General features: G+C 40.6%; 16 protein-coding genes. 13 read left to right on the plus strand and 3 right to left on the minus strand.

Annotation, left to right across the window (positions count from 1 at the left end):
- Positions 1 to 35 precede the first annotated feature (35 nt).
- On the minus strand, positions 36 to 200 hold the full coding sequence (locus tag BN985_RS19005) for a hypothetical protein (protein WP_156960092.1): 165 nt from the start codon (positions 198 to 200) through the stop codon (positions 36 to 38).
- Between the two features lie 139 nt (positions 201 to 339).
- On the opposite strand from BN985_RS19005, the gene BN985_RS19010 reads away from it, so the two are divergent.
- The 3 genes from BN985_RS19010 to BN985_RS07130 all read left to right on the plus strand — a co-directional run bounded on the left by BN985_RS19010 (position 340) and on the right by BN985_RS07130 (position 3,108).
- Positions 340 to 453, plus strand: coding sequence for a hypothetical protein (locus tag BN985_RS19010; protein ID WP_156960114.1), 114 nt, complete (start codon positions 340 to 342; stop codon positions 451 to 453).
- Positions 454 to 652: 199 nt separating this feature from the next.
- Positions 653 to 1,819: a hypothetical protein gene (locus tag BN985_RS07125; protein WP_042222119.1), complete on the plus strand. Its 1,167-nt coding sequence runs from the start codon at positions 653 to 655 to the stop codon at positions 1,817 to 1,819.
- A gap of 26 nt (positions 1,820 to 1,845) precedes the next feature.
- A complete protein-coding gene (locus BN985_RS07130; protein WP_042222120.1) occupies positions 1,846 to 3,108 on the plus strand; it encodes a metal-dependent hydrolase family protein in 1,263 nt (420 codons plus the stop codon).
- A gap of 195 nt (positions 3,109 to 3,303) precedes the next feature.
- Here BN985_RS07130 and BN985_RS07135 read toward each other — a convergent pair whose 3' ends face one another.
- Positions 3,304 to 3,495 (minus strand): hypothetical protein, encoded by a 192-nt coding sequence (locus tag BN985_RS07135; protein ID WP_042222122.1) that lies wholly within the window; start codon positions 3,493 to 3,495, stop codon positions 3,304 to 3,306.
- A gap of 397 nt (positions 3,496 to 3,892) precedes the next feature.
- Complete coding sequence (locus BN985_RS07140) at positions 3,893 to 4,198, minus strand: PadR family transcriptional regulator (protein ID WP_042222124.1); 306 nt, start codon at positions 4,196 to 4,198, stop codon at positions 3,893 to 3,895.
- Between the two features lie 65 nt (positions 4,199 to 4,263).
- On the opposite strand from BN985_RS07140, the gene BN985_RS07145 reads away from it, so the two are divergent.
- The 10 genes from BN985_RS07145 to BN985_RS07185 all read left to right on the plus strand — a co-directional run bounded on the left by BN985_RS07145 (position 4,264) and on the right by BN985_RS07185 (position 15,508).
- Positions 4,264 to 5,412, plus strand: a complete 1,149-nt coding sequence (locus BN985_RS07145) for an AbrB family transcriptional regulator (protein WP_269635265.1) — start codon at positions 4,264 to 4,266, stop codon at positions 5,410 to 5,412.
- Positions 5,413 to 5,816: 404 nt separating this feature from the next.
- Positions 5,817 to 7,238 (plus strand): YfcC family protein, encoded by a 1,422-nt coding sequence (locus tag BN985_RS07150; protein WP_232225554.1) that lies wholly within the window; start codon positions 5,817 to 5,819, stop codon positions 7,236 to 7,238.
- A gap of 16 nt (positions 7,239 to 7,254) precedes the next feature.
- Entirely contained in the window at positions 7,255 to 8,379 is a 1,125-nt protein-coding gene (locus tag BN985_RS07155; RefSeq protein ID WP_042222126.1) for a M20 family metallopeptidase, read from the plus strand.
- Positions 8,380 to 8,443: 64 nt separating this feature from the next.
- The gene (locus BN985_RS19015) at positions 8,444 to 8,596 is read left to right on the plus strand and encodes a hypothetical protein (RefSeq protein WP_198029995.1); all 153 of its coding nucleotides are present in this window, start codon (positions 8,444 to 8,446) and stop codon (positions 8,594 to 8,596) included.
- 188 nt (positions 8,597 to 8,784) lie between these two features.
- A complete protein-coding gene (locus BN985_RS07160) occupies positions 8,785 to 10,692 on the plus strand; it encodes a BglG family transcription antiterminator (protein WP_042222128.1) in 1,908 nt (635 codons plus the stop codon).
- Positions 10,693 to 11,460: 768 nt separating this feature from the next.
- The gene (locus BN985_RS07165; protein WP_042222131.1) at positions 11,461 to 12,750 is read left to right on the plus strand and encodes a 6-phospho-beta-glucosidase; all 1,290 of its coding nucleotides are present in this window, start codon (positions 11,461 to 11,463) and stop codon (positions 12,748 to 12,750) included.
- A 34-nt stretch (positions 12,751 to 12,784) separates the two neighbouring features.
- Complete coding sequence (locus BN985_RS07170; RefSeq protein ID WP_042222133.1) at positions 12,785 to 13,087, plus strand: PTS sugar transporter subunit IIB; 303 nt, start codon at positions 12,785 to 12,787, stop codon at positions 13,085 to 13,087.
- Between the two features lie 22 nt (positions 13,088 to 13,109).
- Positions 13,110 to 14,396 carry a PTS cellobiose transporter subunit IIC gene (gene celB / locus BN985_RS07175; protein WP_042222135.1) on the plus strand — a complete coding sequence of 429 codons (1,287 nt, stop codon included), beginning with the start codon at positions 13,110 to 13,112 and terminating at the stop codon, positions 14,394 to 14,396.
- Between the two features lie 7 nt (positions 14,397 to 14,403).
- Positions 14,404 to 15,159 carry a carbohydrate deacetylase gene (locus BN985_RS07180; RefSeq protein WP_042222136.1) on the plus strand — a complete coding sequence of 252 codons (756 nt, stop codon included), beginning with the start codon at positions 14,404 to 14,406 and terminating at the stop codon, positions 15,157 to 15,159.
- Complete coding sequence (locus BN985_RS07185; RefSeq protein WP_052360636.1) at positions 15,146 to 15,508, plus strand: PTS lactose/cellobiose transporter subunit IIA; 363 nt, start codon at positions 15,146 to 15,148, stop codon at positions 15,506 to 15,508. The genes BN985_RS07180 and BN985_RS07185 overlap by 14 nt, the downstream gene beginning before the upstream one ends.
- Positions 15,509 to 15,518 lie beyond the last annotated feature (10 nt).

Genomic DNA, 15,518 nt, shown 5'->3' on the forward strand with positions numbered 1-15,518 from the left:
ATAAGATAATAATGGATACAAAATATGTGCTAGTATCATTGCGCTTCACCTCTCTCGAATGTTGTACTTTTTCTATCTTCAATCATGACAGCGGTTGTATTAAGTAGTAACAGCAGAGTTCCTAAAGGAATGGCTGCATATGCCCAACTCATAGAAAATTGCAATGTCGGTGTTGCCTGGTTTAATACAGTTAATGTCAAAACAGAATCATAATTTGAGGATTATTATCCCGCCAAGTATTCCTTCTATCGGCAAGTTGAACCTATTTATGGGAAATGGATATAAGTGACTTCTCCCTTTGTTCGGATTGAAGGGAAGAAGCCATCTAAAGAGCATATTATGCATCAAGACATATACAGTGAACGACTAGAAATCAATGCCATTTTGCATGCATCGTCATTCTACAGTACGTTAATTGCAAATAGAAGTACCTTCATCCACACCCCCGCATAAAGAATTTTCAAGTGTGTTTTGATTTAACAGAAATGGTCGTGTTTAACATTAAAATCCAAATATTTTATTTATAAAAAATATATTGACAATTTAAAAATAGGGGCATAGAATGGGTAATAATCTTTTACTGTTTACTTCGTTAAAGTGATGTCACAATGTAACGCAGGAACAAATTTAGTAGAGAAAGAAGCTGATCCTCATGATAGACGAGCCCATTGTTGCTGCCATGCTAATATTTGCCTTATTCGCATTGGGAGAATTTTTATCCGTTGTTTCCAGAGCAAGAATCCCGATGTTATTTGTCGTGATGTTCGGTTATTTACTCTTACTTTGGACAGGTGTTTTTCCACCTGATATAGCCGACAAGGCGAATATTTCCGCTTTCGCTTCTATTTTGCCAGCGGTGCTGATTGTGCATATGGGGACATTAATCCCTTTTAAACAACTGAAGGAGCAGTATAAGGCAGTTCTTATTGCCTTATCCGGGATCCTTGTCGCCGTAGTGCTTGTCATTTCATTGGTCACACCGATTGTTGGCTACACATCTTCTGTGGTTGGATTAGGGCCATTAACAGGTGGAATTATCGCATTTGTTATTACATCAGAACGTTTGCAGGAACTTGGACTAGTTAGCTTAATCACCATTCCGGCACTCATTTTAGGGATTCAAAATTTTGTTGGAATGCCACTTGCTGCATTTTTTTTACGTAAGCTTGGCGTCTCCATACAAAAAGAACTGCGTGAGACAGGCTATCAGACAGTAGCCGCTACGAAAGATAAGCAAGAAAAAAGCAAGAAAAGCTTGCTTCCGGAAAAATACCAAACACAGGTTATTCTTCTTTTTCAAGTATTTTTAGGTGCTGCCATAGCGGTAGTTCTTGGATCCCTGACTGGCATTAATTATAGTCTATGGGCACTTGGAATAGGCATTATTGGAACCTATTTTGGCTTCTATCAAGGAAGTATGATGGAGAAGGCAAATTCCTTTGGGATAACGATGGCACTCTTAATTGTTGTTGTGATGTCTTCCATGAATTCGATCACACCATCCATGTTTACGGACTATCTTCCAGAGGTGCTTTTGATTATGGTGGTTGGGATAATCGGAATTTTAATTGGTGGCTATTTCAGTTCTAAATTATTTAAATGGAATCCAAATAAAGGAATACCTGTTGCCTTAACAGCACTATTCGGGTTTCCTGGTGATTATATTATCTGTGAGGAAGTCAGCAGAAGTATAGGAAAGGATGAGAAGGAAAGAAAGGCAATTTTTAACGAGATTTTAACACCGATGCTGGTCGGTGGATTTACGACCGTCACGATTGCATCGATTGTCATTGCAAGTATTCTTGTGGGTACACTATAAAATTTAATAGAAGGGGAGCATTACATATGACATACACATTTGTAAAGAACGGTACGTTGATTGATGGCAATGGAGGAGAACCAGTAGAAAAGGCTGCTGTACTACTAAACGATGGGAAAATTGAGGCAGTGGGAAAAGAAGCAGAATTGGCATCACTAAAACCTGACGCAAAAGTAGTCGATGCTGATGGAGGCTACATTTTACCAGGTCTGTTTGATACCCATGTTCACATGATGTTCCAAAAAGCAGAGATGCAAAAAACATTGGAAATACCTTTCTCCTTGCGTTTTTACCAGGCGATGGATTATTTAAAGAAAACGATTGATATCGGGATCACTTCTGTAAGGGATGCAGGTTTTACCGATGTTGGTGTGAAACAAGCGATTGAAGAAGGATTAATTGTTGGACCAAGAATGCAGGTAAGCATTAATCCCCTTACCATTACTGGTGGCCATGGAGATTCTTGGATGCGATCTGGCATAGATGTTACAAATGCAACTTACCCTTCCATGCCTGATGGGATATGTGACGGCCCTGATCAAGTACACAAAAAGGTGCGTGAAATGCTACGTGCAGGAGCTGATATTATAAAGGTACACGCAACAGGAGGGGTGCTTAGTCCTACTGACCATCCAGAATTCACGCAATTCTCCAAAGAAGAGTTGGAGATTATTGTGAGGGAAGCGAGATTCCGTAATGGAGTAAAGGTAATGGCCCATGCTCAAGGATCTGAGGGGATAAAAAATGCAGTGCGTGCCGGAATACATTCAATTGAACATGGTATTTACTTGGACGATGAGGCAATTGATTTAATGTTAAAGCACGGTACGTACTTAGTGCCAACATTGCTTGCGCCGGTATCTGTACTGGAGTTGGCCGAAACAACGAATGACATGCCAGCCTATGCGGTAGAAAAGTCAAAAGAGGTTGCTGAGATCCATAAAAATAGTATTGCCAAGGCTCATCGTGCGGGAGTGAAAATCGCAATGGGAACGGATGCTGGCGTAATGCCACATGGTACCAACTTAAGAGAGCTTGGCCTAATGTGTGAGATAGGGATGTCCCCAATGGAAGCTCTACAGGCAACGACAAAAGTGGCTGCTGAATGTATGGGTTGGGATAACAAACTAGGTACATTGGAAACTGGAAAAGTAGCGGATCTAATCATTACGAAGACCAATCCACTTACGGACATCCGCAGTCTAGAAAATAAAGAAAATATCACAACAGTCATTAAAGATGGACAGCTCGTGAAGCAAAATACGGTTAGAACTACAGTACATATGTAAAGTGAAACTTCAATCAGTAGGAGTTTTCAATATCTACCACTGATTGTTAGTTGAACGAATCGGGGTGTTAGCGTCCGTTTACTCCCACTAAAAACTAACGGTTTTACTTCATGTTTTGAAGCGGGAGTCTTACGGACGGTTACACCGGGTTAAAGTAGCAAAAAGGAGAGAAAAGCTTCCACTTTTCTCTCCTTTTCATGTGTTTTTCTGGTTATACAACCGACTTGCACGCGTTACGCTTAGCGCTAGAAGGAGGAGGGATAATACAATAAAAAATACCCATCCATCCAAATCTCTTGCTGCTAACAAGATGGCAATAATGCTTCCAATAATAGAAGCGGAAAAGCTGAGCATCGTCTTAACATCTTTTAACATGGTATAAATCATGATTTTTCCTCGCTTTTCTTATTTTGTGTGCTTTTGAAAAAGAAACAAAACCTTTATTATGCCACATTCATAGCAAAAATAGGACATGGCGATCACACTGAACAGCAAAATCCATCCTATGGAGAAATCAGGTATGGGAGCCATGGAAAGGCAATATCCAGTAAATGCACACACAACGATAAGTAAAAGAAACAGGGAAAAACTATTTTGTAAATAATAGAGCGATGTATGCGATGAAGATTTGACCATATCTTTCCCAGCAAGTAATCGTTCCAAGAAACCGTGGAATAAGATGTTCAATACATCTCGAATGGTTGGCTTTTCCATTCTTAGTATATATTACAATTCTTCCCCGTAACGTTCACGCCACTTTTTGGATACACATAGAGTAGCCATTTCATAATAAACCAAGCCTCCTGCGTCCCAATGTCGTCACTTGTTCCAATTCTTTTAAACTTTCTTCAAGATATGCTTTGCCTGTTGAGGTAATTTTATATGGCTTTCTCCTATTTTGTAGAGGCATTGCTTCAATGAGTTCCAGCTTTTCCATTCGGCTGATGGCACCATATAACGTTCCAGGGCTAAGTTTTTTATGATACTGTTGCTCAATATCTTCCATAATCGCATAGCCATGTTTTTCACCTTCAGCCAAACTAATTAGGATAAATAAAGCAGGCTCAGAAAATCGATCAAGTGATTGCATAGCTCCACCTCGTTATTACGTTTTGTGTTATATCGTACAACGTAATAGTAACGAAAAATGTTGTATTGGTCAACAAATACGTTGAGAGAACAAAATCATGGTATGCTAGTTTTAGAGAAAGAATAGTAAGGAGTTTTAACATGTATGAAAAATTACTGCGCCTAATTATTACATTAGGGCTAGCTTCGATTGGTGGCTATCTCTTTACCCTTTTACATATGCCCCTCCCTTGGGTACTTGGTGCCCTAACGTTTACCTTTATTGCACAAGGGCTGCTTAAGCAGGATGCCTATATTCCGGCTCCACTTAAAAATACAGGCTTTATTATACTAGGAATTTATTTTGGACTATATTTCACGTTGGAAACGTTCCAGACGGTGTTTCCTTATTTTCTACCATATATTTTGCTAACGCTCCTGCTTATTTCTGCAAGTATATTGTTAAGTATAGCGGTGACAAAGCTTCCATGGGTGAAAGTAGACAGCATGACAAGTATCTTTGGGGGGATTCCAGGGGGCTTGTCTGAAATGACATTAGCAAGTGAGGCATTTCATGCACGTACGTCATTGGTTGTGATTTTTCAAACGATCCGTCTCGTCACAGTTCTTTTTACCGTTCCATCTGTGATGGCTTTACTATTCGGTCAAGGGACAGGAAGCACCACGAGTGGGCAGGCCACTACAGAATTCGTCCTTGGTTCACCTACTAGCTATCTGTGGTTTATACTTCCTGCATTAGCAGGTTTATATTTAAACAAAAAAATACCGGCTGGGATGATCATTGGAGCTATAGGTGTAACGGCATTTCTCAATATTAGTATAGTTGATCTCCCATCCATTCCACCCCTGCTTATGAACGCAGCACAAGTAGCTGTTGGAGTGAGCCTAGGAAAAAATATTCTGTTTCGCGATTTAAAAGCTGGTGGGAAGATGTCTATCGTCTACTTTGGGACTTCCCTTATTATCATAGCTTTTTCAATTCTACTAGGAGCCATTTTGGCCAGTCTGACATCTCTTGATTATGTTACAGCGATACTTAGCATTGCACCTGGTGGCTTGTTTGAAATGGTGTTAACAGCATATAGTCTTGATGGGGATCCTGCTATCGTCAGTTCCCTACAGCTTATTCGCATTCTCGTTATCGTAATTGGAGTACCACCATTTTTAGGTATGCTTTTTCGGAAAGAGAGAACAGCCAGTAATGAGACCTTGTGATCTCGTTGCTGGCTTTATTTATCTATTGCAATGCTGTCAATCTCCTTCCTAGTTGGATATCGGGTGCTACAGTCGGATAAAAAATCTTACTATAGAGAAGCAAGTTAAAGAATTTTTTTAATGGAAAGTGGATTAACTTAGAACAACGTACTCAACAGTAAATAAAGCAACCAGTACGGGTACAGAAGGTACTGGTTGCTTTTATTTTTCATGTTTTTAGCTTTCATATTGAAAGACTACAATATTCTTATGGTATTTCAAAAGCTTTATATGAAGGTTAAATTGCTTTGTCTTCGAAATGAATTTAAGTCCTAGTGTGTATTTTCATTGAATTCAGTCTTATTCATTAATATAATTAACTCCAAGTTGAAATTTTCAATTATTTTACTTGGGGGGATGAGAAAGTGGCAAAAAACGAAACGAAAGAAAAAAATAAAAGACGCAGTAAAATGCCAGACGCTTTCGTTATTTTGTTTGGATTGCTGCTCCTTGCAGCCATCGCTACATATATTATACCAGCAGGGTCTTTTGAAAGAGAGACAACGGACAATGAAATTACCCAAGTAATCCCGGACAGCTACAGTGAAACGGAAATGAATCCGGCTTCTGTAATGGATGTGTTTTTATCTGTCCAACAGGGATTAATTGATACAGCCCACCTTGTGTTTATGGTATTAATTATTGGTGGGACGGTTGCCGTATTTGAGCATACAGGAGCCGTCAACTCAGGAATTAATGCTCTAATCAATCGTACGAAGGGAAGGAAGTATCTGCTGATTATTTCCGTTATAACTCTATTTGGTATATTGGATACAGCAGGGGTTAGTGGAAATGCGGTTATTGCCTTTATTCCGATTGGGATTATCCTTGCTCGGGCACTTAAGCTTGATGCGATTACGGGAATTGCGATGATCTATTTAGGACAGTATGTGGGTGTGGCTACAGGTACGTTTGATCCAGTTATTACTGGAATTGCTCAGCAAATTGCCGAATTACCTCTGTTCTCAGGTGCGGCACTACGTGGATCGGCCTTCATCGTTTATCTGCTTGTAACGATTACTTACATCTGTCTTTATGTCAAAAAAATCAGCAAGGATCCTACAAGGTCGATGATGGGATCGTCGCCTTTTGCCCAATATCACGAGGGTACACGAGACACGGATTCATTTGGGGCATTTACCCTGCGGCATAAGTTCGTTATTCTTACTTTCTTTGTTTTCTTGGGAATTTTTCTATTTGGTGTTTATAACCTCGGTTGGTCAATTAACGAGCTTTCTGCAACATTTCTCATGATGAGCATCACGGTGGCAATTATCAACAAAATAACGCCAAATAAATTAGTATCGGTGTTTATGGAAGGAGCGAAAGGACTCGTCTATGGCGCGCTAGTTATTGGGATGGCACGTGCGATCGTAGTCATTTTGGAAAATGGGTATATTTTAGATACGATCGTTCATTATGCCTTTGGTCCGCTAGAAGGTCTGCCAACTCTGCTTGGTGCCCAGGCAATCTTTGTTTTCAATTTACTCTTTAACATATTAGTAACATCCGGTAGTGGCCAGGCGGTCATCACCATGCCATTTATTGTACCACTTGTCGACATGCTTGATATTACACGGCAGACAGGTGTCTTAGCATTTAAACTCGGTGATGGCATAACGAATATTTTTACACCAACCTCAGGTGTGCTGATGGCAGTATTGGCTGTCGGAGGAGTTCCATGGAATAAATGGTTCCGCTTCGTCTGGCCACTCGTTCTTATTTGGGCAATCATTGGCGCTGTATTTATAAGCATTGCGGTTTTGATTAATTACGGACCATTTTAATGAAGGGAGAAACAACATGGATCAAATAAAAGCATACATGATCAAACATCACAAGGACATTATGGAGGACATGAAATACATTGTGGAAAGTGATTCGCCTTCCCATGACAAAACACTACTTGACGCATGTGGAGAACGTATTCAAGACTTATTGGAAAAGCACTTTGGCTATCGTGCAACGTTAATAGAAGAGAAAGAACACGGTAATCATTTACGTTTTGAATACGGAGAAGGGCAAGAAAAACTCTTAATACTTTCCCATTTTGACACGGTTTGGGAAAGAGGAGAACTATCTATTAAGGAAGAGGAAGACAAAATCTATGGTCCTGGTATCCTTGATATGAAAGGTGGGCTTGTCCAAGCAATTTGGTCGATGAAAGCATGCAAGGATTTAGGACTGGAAGTAGATAAACGCATTGTTTTCTTGTGTACAAGTGATGAGGAAATTGGCAGTCCAAGCTCGCAAGCATTGATTGAACAGGAAGCAAAAGACAGCTTTTGCGTCTTAGTCACAGAGCCACCCGTAGCTGGGAGCGGGGCATTAAAAACAGAACGAAAAGGTTCTGCTCGCTATTATGTGGACGTAACAGGAAAAGCAGCCCATTCCGGCAATCACCATGAAGAAGGGGTGAATGCTATCAAGGAAGTGGCTGAGCAAATTCTTTATTTAGAGTCCCTCACAGACTACGAGAAGGGAACTACCGTTAATGTAGGCTCTGTTGAAGGCGGGGGGCCACTAAACGTCGTAGCGGATGCAGCTTCCATCGGAGTTGATGTAAGGATGGAAACAGAAGAAGAACAAGACAGAATTGAACACATTATGGAAGAGCTTGAACCTCATACAGAGGGCGCTAAAATAAAGGTGCATGGTGGTGTGATGCGTCCGCCTATGCATAAGAATGATCGGACGGAAAAGTTATTTGCGAAAGCCAAGGAAGTTGCTCGAGAATTAAATATGGAACTTGAAGAAGAAGCTGCTGGCGGTGGAAGTGATGGGAACTTTACTGCAGCAATGGGAATCCCAACACTTGATGGACTCGGTGCAGCTGGTAAAGGGATACATGCAAGAGATGAACACATTTTGATCGACGACATTCCTGAGCGTACTGCTTTGCTCTGTAAGTTGATTTATTCAGTATAAATAGCTGGGAATTTAACCGGCTTAGTATGAATAGGAATAATAAAGAATGAGGGGGATGATGGAAATGAATCAAGGTATTGGTGGGGTTGTTTTTACTGGCTGCATGTTTCTTGGTATAGGGTTAGGACTGCTCTTTGATAATGTGGCAGCAGGCACGCTGATTGGTATGGGTGCGGGGTTTTTAGCTGTGGCTCTTAGTAGTAGAAAAAGAAGCTGACATCCCTCTCTCTACTATGAAAGAAAGTTGCAAATTTGTATGTTTCTGATATTAATGTTTAGAGTATTGATTTTCGAGTTGTACATGCAGTTTGGTCGGTTGAAATGTAGGCCAATAGGCAGTTGGGGAAGAAGTAGTGATGTGTTATATTCTAAATAGGTTAAACTTTCAATTAATGAGGGTTGTATATGAATGCACGCTGTGGAAAGATTCTACAATTACTCCTTTCATCCAAGCAAGCTATCACAAGCAAAGAGATATCCTTAGAGCTACAAGTTAGTTCCAAAACCGCACGAAATGATTTGAAAGATTTACAGCCATTACTCATAGACAATAATATAAAATTGGTTTCGATTCGAGGGAAGGGGTATGAGCTACTTCCCTCTGATAAGGAGAAAGTGGCTCTACTATTAGAACAACAGGCACTACAATCTTCGCCTATTGAGCCGGAGGATAGGGTCCATTTTTTGATGGAAAAATTACTCATGCAAACAACCTATATTAAACTTGAGGATATGGCTGAGGAACTTTTCGTCAGCCGATCAAGTCTGCAGGGGGATTTGCGGCAAGTCCGGGAGATTTTGCATGATTATCACCTTGCACTTGAGCAGAAGCCTAATTATGGTATCAAAGTGGTTGGGGATGAGATGCAAATACGCTTTTGTATTGCGGAATGGCTGTACCAACAAAATTCATCTGTTTTACGAGGTACTGTCGACTTGTCTATTTTGCCAGAAGAGGATTTGCAAGTTATAAAAAATAGTATTTTAACTAACCTGCGAAAAAACCAAATTCTCATCTCAGATATAAGTCTCCAAAACCTTATTACCCATGTTGCCATTGCTGTTAGAAGACTGGGAGAAAATCAAGCTATTGGGACAGGCTTGGCGTATGACCATTTGAAGGATGAAAAAGAATATATGGTTGCTAGAAGAATATTGGACGATATAGAGGACACTATACCAATTACGTTTCCAGTTAATGAAGTGGCCTATTTGGCCATGCACTTATTAGGCACGAGGCTTGTATTACCAAACGAAAAAGTGGATCCTCATGTTTGTAGTATGGATCCAGCCATTTTTAAACTGGTGGAGAATATGGTAGCAAGAATAGATAATCAATATGGTTTCCAATTGAAAGAGGATATGGACCTGCGGTTAGCCTTAGCTTTACACCTAAAGCCTGCTATCAACCGTTACCACTACCAAATGAACATAAGAAACCCGATGCTTGATGAGATTAAATTAAATTACCCGCTATCATTTGAAGCAGCACTTGTTGGCAGTGAGGTATTGAATGAAATCCAAGCTATTAAACTGGTAGAGGATGAAGTTGCCTATCTTGCCCTCCATTTGGAAGTGGCACAAGAACGGAAGAAACAGGAAGCTATGAATAAACAAAGATGTCTCATAGTATGTGCTTCAGGGATGGGGAGCGCCCAGCTGCTGATGTATAAATTAAAAGATCCTTTTAAGGAAGAGATGGTTATTGTCGGGTCTACTGAAATGCACAATGTAAGGCAGTATCCACTTGAAGAAATTGACTTTATTATTACGACTATCCCCCTGTTATGGGATCCAGGCATTCCCGTTATTCAAGTAAGCACTATATTGGGAAAAGCAGATATATCCAGAGTTAATGGGATTATCAAGAGAAAGAACGAAGTAATGAGTAGTTATTTTTTGAAACCGTTTACATATTTTAAAAAAGACTTTACGGAACCTGAAACGATTTTGCGTTTTCTCTGTAATGAACTCGAAAAAGAAGGGTTAGTTGACCGTTGCTACCTCGATTCTGTTCTGCAAAGAGAAGCATATGCCTCCACGAGTTTTGGCAACCTCGTAGCAATTCCTCACCCAATGGAACCACAAACGAACCGTACATTCTGGTCGGTCATGACGCTTGTAAAACCTATTGAGTGGGGAGACAAGCCTGTCCAATTAATTTTTCTATTAAATGCTAGCAAGAATAGGCAGCATGAACTCAAACCGATGTTTGAAGAGATCGGCAACTTGTTGGAGGATCAGCATCTCATTAGACAATTAATTGCTGCTAAAGATTTTAAAGCGTTTAAGGAAGTCATGAAAATAGATTAGCATTGTAGTTGGAAAAAATAGATAATCGTTAAACTCGATGACGTGGACATGGGGATGAGACATACCTCATGTAGGATCTCTTATTGCCGCTCCGGAAATGCACTTCGCTTTCCGCGGGCGGCTGGTGAGCACCCTAGTGCTGCGCACTTTGGGGTCTCACCTATGCCTTTCATCCCGCCGGAGTCTTCGTGTATTTCCTACACTAATAATGCCAATATATCAAGAGTAAGACCTAGCTTCACAACTTCTCTCCTTGCCAGATCTGCCCCCTTTCTGGAAAAATCTTCACTTTAAAAGTACTTCTTTCCATCTCTATTACAAAGGCAATTGTCGTTTCTTCGCTATTTACAACAATAATAGTTCTTCGTAAACCTGTTCTATATTTGTTAGCAATGGTTTAAAAAGCACTATATTTATTACTGTGAATTTTAATCTGTACTTTATCCCGGAGCAACCGTCCGTAAGACTCTCACTTCAAAATATGAAGAGAAACAGTTAGTTTTTAGTAGGAGTAAACGGACGCTAACACCCCGATTCGTTCTACTAACAATCAGTGGGGAAGAATGAAAACCCCCACTGATTGAAGTTTCACTTTATCCAAACTACTACATTAAATTAACAAACTAAAATTATGGCAATTTAACGAGCTACTGCTATTGGATAATTTCCAAGTAGCTTTTTTCCGTTGCTAATGGAAAAAGAGTGGGTGCAAATGACTCATTTTTCAGAATAGAATAACTATAACATGCAAAAGAAAGGAGGGATCCTTTGAAACCTATTAAAATAACAGTAATAGGTGGTGGCTCATCATATACGCCAGAGCTTTTGGAAGGGTTGCTTGCGGAAGCTGATGTGCTCCCGATAAAGGAAATATGGCTCGTGGATATACCGCAAGGAGAGAGAAAACTGCAGATCATGGATGCGCTGGCAAAGCGTATGATAAAAAAGTCCAAGCATGATATTAAGATCGTTTCTACATTGGATAGACGCGCTGCAATAAAGGGAGCAACCTACGTCGTTACGCAAATAAGAGTAGGCCAGTTAGAAATGCGTCGGCATGATGAATACATCTCCCTTAACCACGGGGTTATTGGGCAGGAAACGACCGGAGCAGGAGGATTTATGAAAGCGCTTCGAACGATTCCGGTTATATTGGATATTTGCAATGAGATGGAAGAACTTGCTCCAGATGCATGGATGTTAAATTTTACGAACCCTGCTGGTATTGTTACAGAGGCTGTGTTAAAACACTCTACTATTAAAGTGGTGGGGCTTTGTAATAACCCGATTAATTATTATAAGAAGTTCGCCAAAACGTATAACGTGTCAATGGAGGATGTGCGGATTAATTTCATCGGAATTAATCATTTAATTTGGATAACCGGATTGTATATTAAAGGAAGATCACACATTCAGGATGTTTTGACAGGTAAATCTGCCAGTTATGAGGCTGCAAACATACCTGACTTTGGCTGGGACCATGATTTTTTACAGTCCCTTGGGGCAATTCCTTGTGGCTATCACAAGTACTACTACCAATCGGATACCATTTTGCAGAAACAGCTTCTAGAATATGAAAAAAATGAAACGAGAGCAGATCAGGTGAAAAAAGTCGAGGCAGAGTTGTTTGAATTATACCAAGACCCGGGGTTAAACAAAAAGCCTGAAGCATTGGAACAACGAGGTGGCGCTTATTATTCGGAAGCAGCAGTTCGGCTCATTCGTGATATTCATTTAAATACACAGCAGGTTCACACATTAAATGTACGAAATAATGGGGCGATTTCGTGCCTGCCGGATGATGTTTGTGTGGAGATTAACTGTGTTGTTGAAAACCATCAAATCACACCACTGCAAACGGCAGAGGCGCCAGCCCAAATCAGGGGATTACTACAAGTCGTGAAGGCTTATGAAGAATTGACAGTAGAAGCAGCCGTCACGGGAGATAAGGGAATTGCGATTCAAGCTTTAACTCTCCATCCCCTAATCCCATCAGCTGATAAGGCAAAGCAGATCCTAAAAGAAATGCTGGAAGTCAACGAACCTTATCTGAATTAAAAAGCATAGATTTTCTATTATTGGAGGTGGAAACATGAAGATCACATTATTGTGCGCGTTAGGAATGAGTACAAGTTTGCTCGTTAAGAAAATGAATCAGGAAGCTGAAAACCAATCAATTGACGCTGTGATAGAAGCCCACTCTGTGGATGATATTGAAAAGCAATTAAAGACAGCAGATGTTCTTTTACTAGGGCCGCAAATACGTTACAAGAAAAATACACTGTTTAAACAGGCAGATGAAGCGGGTGTCCCTATTGCAATTATTGATATGAAAGCATATGGCATGCTTGATGGAAAAGCAGTTTTGGAACAGGCGATAGCTTTGAAAAAATAAAGAAACGAAGGGGAGAAGGTCGATGAAGGGGTTTCAAGCATTTATGGAACGTTATTTTATGCCTGTGGCTGGAAGATTGGCGGAGCAGCGCCATCTAAAAGCGGTACGTGATGGAATTATTGCCGTCATGCCATTATTAATCATAGGTAGTATCTTTTTAATTATTTCCTCACCACCTTATGAACCATGGGCAGAATTTATGGCACCATTTGCAGCTTCGCTTAGCATCCCAGTAGATGCAACTTTCGGTCTGCTAGGTTTAATAGCGGTATTTTCGATAGCCTATAGTTTGGCTAAAAGTTATGGAATGGATGGCCTTTCTGCTGGTGTGTTAAGTACCGCAGCATTTTTTGTGGCAACTCCTTTAACTGAGGAAGGAAATATACCGCTTAATTTAATGGGGAGCCAAGGACTATTTATCGCTATCTTGCTAGCCATTACGACGGTGGAGATCTTTCGCTTTTTCGAGAAGCGAAATATTGTCATACGCATGCCAGACACTGTACCACCTTCCGTATGGCGAGCCTTCACAGCACTCATTCCAGGTGCTGTCATTATAACCTTGGTATGGGGAGTCGATCTATTACTTCGATCCAGTTGGGATTTATCCTTGCATGGAGTAGTTGGAGCCGTGCTTCGTGAACCACTGGAGATGCTTGGTGGAAGCTTCTGGGGAGCAATGATTGCCATTTTACTTATTCATCTGCTTTGGTCTTTTGGTATTCATGGAATTTCTGTTGTAGCAAGTGTTATGGCACCAATTTGGTATAGTCTTACAGAACAAAACGTAGCAGCACAGCGAGCAGGAGAAGAACTTCCACATATTGTCGGTCAGCCTTATATGGCGATTTGGTGGGCAGTTGGGGGATCTGGAATGGCGCTGGCACTTACACTGCTATTTCTGTTTCTAGCAAAATCAAAGCATCTTAAAGGGCTTGGACGAGGGTCAATTGGGGCAAGTATTTTTAATATTAGTGAGCCAGTTATCTTTGGCGCACCGGTCGTCATGAATCCATTGCTCATTATCCCGTTTATTTTAGCACCGCTTGCAGTTGGTATCATAACGTATTTCTCCATGTCGATCGGGTTAGTTGGGAAGCCGTATGTGATTGTGCCATGGACCATGCCACCACCCTTCTCAGGAATTTTAACTACAGGTGATTTTCGTGGGGGGATCCTCATGCTAGTGAATATTGCAGTGGCGATGTTTATCTACTTCCCGTTCTTTAAACTATATGACAAACAGCTTCTAAAAGAGGAAGAAGAGAGAAAAGAAACAGCTGCGGCAGCCAAGGAAGAGGAGGCTTAAAGGGTTTATGCAGCAAACCAAAAAGCAGGTTATTATCAATGCAGATGATTTTGGAATGACTCCTGGTGTGACAGCAGGCATTCTATATGCACATCAATTCGGTATTGTTACAAGCACCACGGCAATGGTGAACACGCCATTTGTCAAAGATTCGCTGGGACTTGCCAAGGGACACCCCAATTTAGGTGTTGGATTGCATTTTGTATTGGATGCCGGGAAACCAATTTCCCGGCAGGTTCCAAGTCTAGTAGACGCGAATGGGTACTTTTTAAAAGGAGAAGAACTAAGCAATTCTGCTAGAAAAGAAGATATAAAGGTGGAGTTGCTTGCACAGCTTGAATTACTTCTGCAATGGTATCCACAGGTCACCCATATAGACAGTCATCACCACAAGCATTTGCATATTCCTCAAGCGCTGGAAGCTGTACTGGAGGTTGCTGAGGAGTACAGATTGCCGGTGAGATCCTTTTCAAAGAGTAGGTGGCAGAATGTAAGAAGTACAGATTATCTGCATTATGATTTTTATGGAGAAACTGTTCAAGCCGCTTTTTTGGAAAACCTCATTCGTTCCACTAATGGTGGCGTGAGTGAAATTATGTGCCATCCAGCATTTTTGGATACATGGCTTTTAGAAAGAAGCAGTTATACAGAGGCGCGGATGAAGGAACTTGAACTTTTAACAGATAAAAACGTGAAGAATATCCTCACTTCCGAATCTATTGAGCTCATACACTTTGGAGGAATACATGATGAACATAAATAATTTATCGATGCAAATTATATTGCATGCAGGGAATGCCAAAGGAATTTTACATGAAGCGTTGGAAAAAGCAAGAGGTGGAAATTTCTCTGAAACAGATGGATTACTGAAAGAAGCCTCTGAAGAACTTCTTAAAGCGCATAAGGTACAAACCTCCCTCATCCAAGAAGAAGCACAGGAAAAGCTAGGCGTTCTTCCTGTCATTTTAGTACATGCCCAAGATCACCTTATGACCGTAATGTCTGAAAAAACACTGATAGAAGAAATGATGTATTTGTACAAAAAGCAAGATAGACTGGAGCAGATGGTAGAGAAGTGGGTTGGTACAAAGGAAATGGAGAAGTTTGATTAGACTTATTTAA

Source organism: Oceanobacillus manasiensis (assembly GCF_000724085.1).
GTDB classification, from domain to species: domain Bacteria; phylum Bacillota; class Bacilli; order Bacillales; family Amphibacillaceae; genus Oceanobacillus_B; species Oceanobacillus_B manasiensis.

Coding starts and splice junctions, on each gene's coding strand:
- BN985_RS19010 (WP_156960114.1), top strand. CDS start 340: ATGCATCAAGACATATACAGTGAACGACTAGAAATCAATGCCATTTTG.
- BN985_RS07125 (WP_042222119.1), top strand. CDS start 653: ATGATAGACGAGCCCATTGTTGCTGCCATGCTAATATTTGCCTTATTC.
- BN985_RS07130 (WP_042222120.1), top strand. CDS start 1,846: ATGACATACACATTTGTAAAGAACGGTACGTTGATTGATGGCAATGGA.
- BN985_RS07135 (WP_042222122.1), bottom strand. CDS start 3,495: ATGATTTATACCATGTTAAAAGATGTTAAGACGATGCTCAGCTTTTCC.
- BN985_RS07140 (WP_042222124.1), bottom strand. CDS start 4,198: ATGCAATCACTTGATCGATTTTCTGAGCCTGCTTTATTTATCCTAATT.
- BN985_RS07155 (WP_042222126.1), top strand. CDS start 7,255: ATGGATCAAATAAAAGCATACATGATCAAACATCACAAGGACATTATG.
- BN985_RS19015 (WP_198029995.1), top strand. CDS start 8,444: ATGAATCAAGGTATTGGTGGGGTTGTTTTTACTGGCTGCATGTTTCTT.
- BN985_RS07160 (WP_042222128.1), top strand. CDS start 8,785: ATGAATGCACGCTGTGGAAAGATTCTACAATTACTCCTTTCATCCAAG.
- BN985_RS07170 (WP_042222133.1), top strand. CDS start 12,785: ATGAAGATCACATTATTGTGCGCGTTAGGAATGAGTACAAGTTTGCTC.
- celB (WP_042222135.1), top strand. CDS start 13,110: ATGAAGGGGTTTCAAGCATTTATGGAACGTTATTTTATGCCTGTGGCT.
- BN985_RS07180 (WP_042222136.1), top strand. CDS start 14,404: ATGCAGCAAACCAAAAAGCAGGTTATTATCAATGCAGATGATTTTGGA.
- BN985_RS07185 (WP_052360636.1), top strand. CDS start 15,146: ATGAACATAAATAATTTATCGATGCAAATTATATTGCATGCAGGGAAT.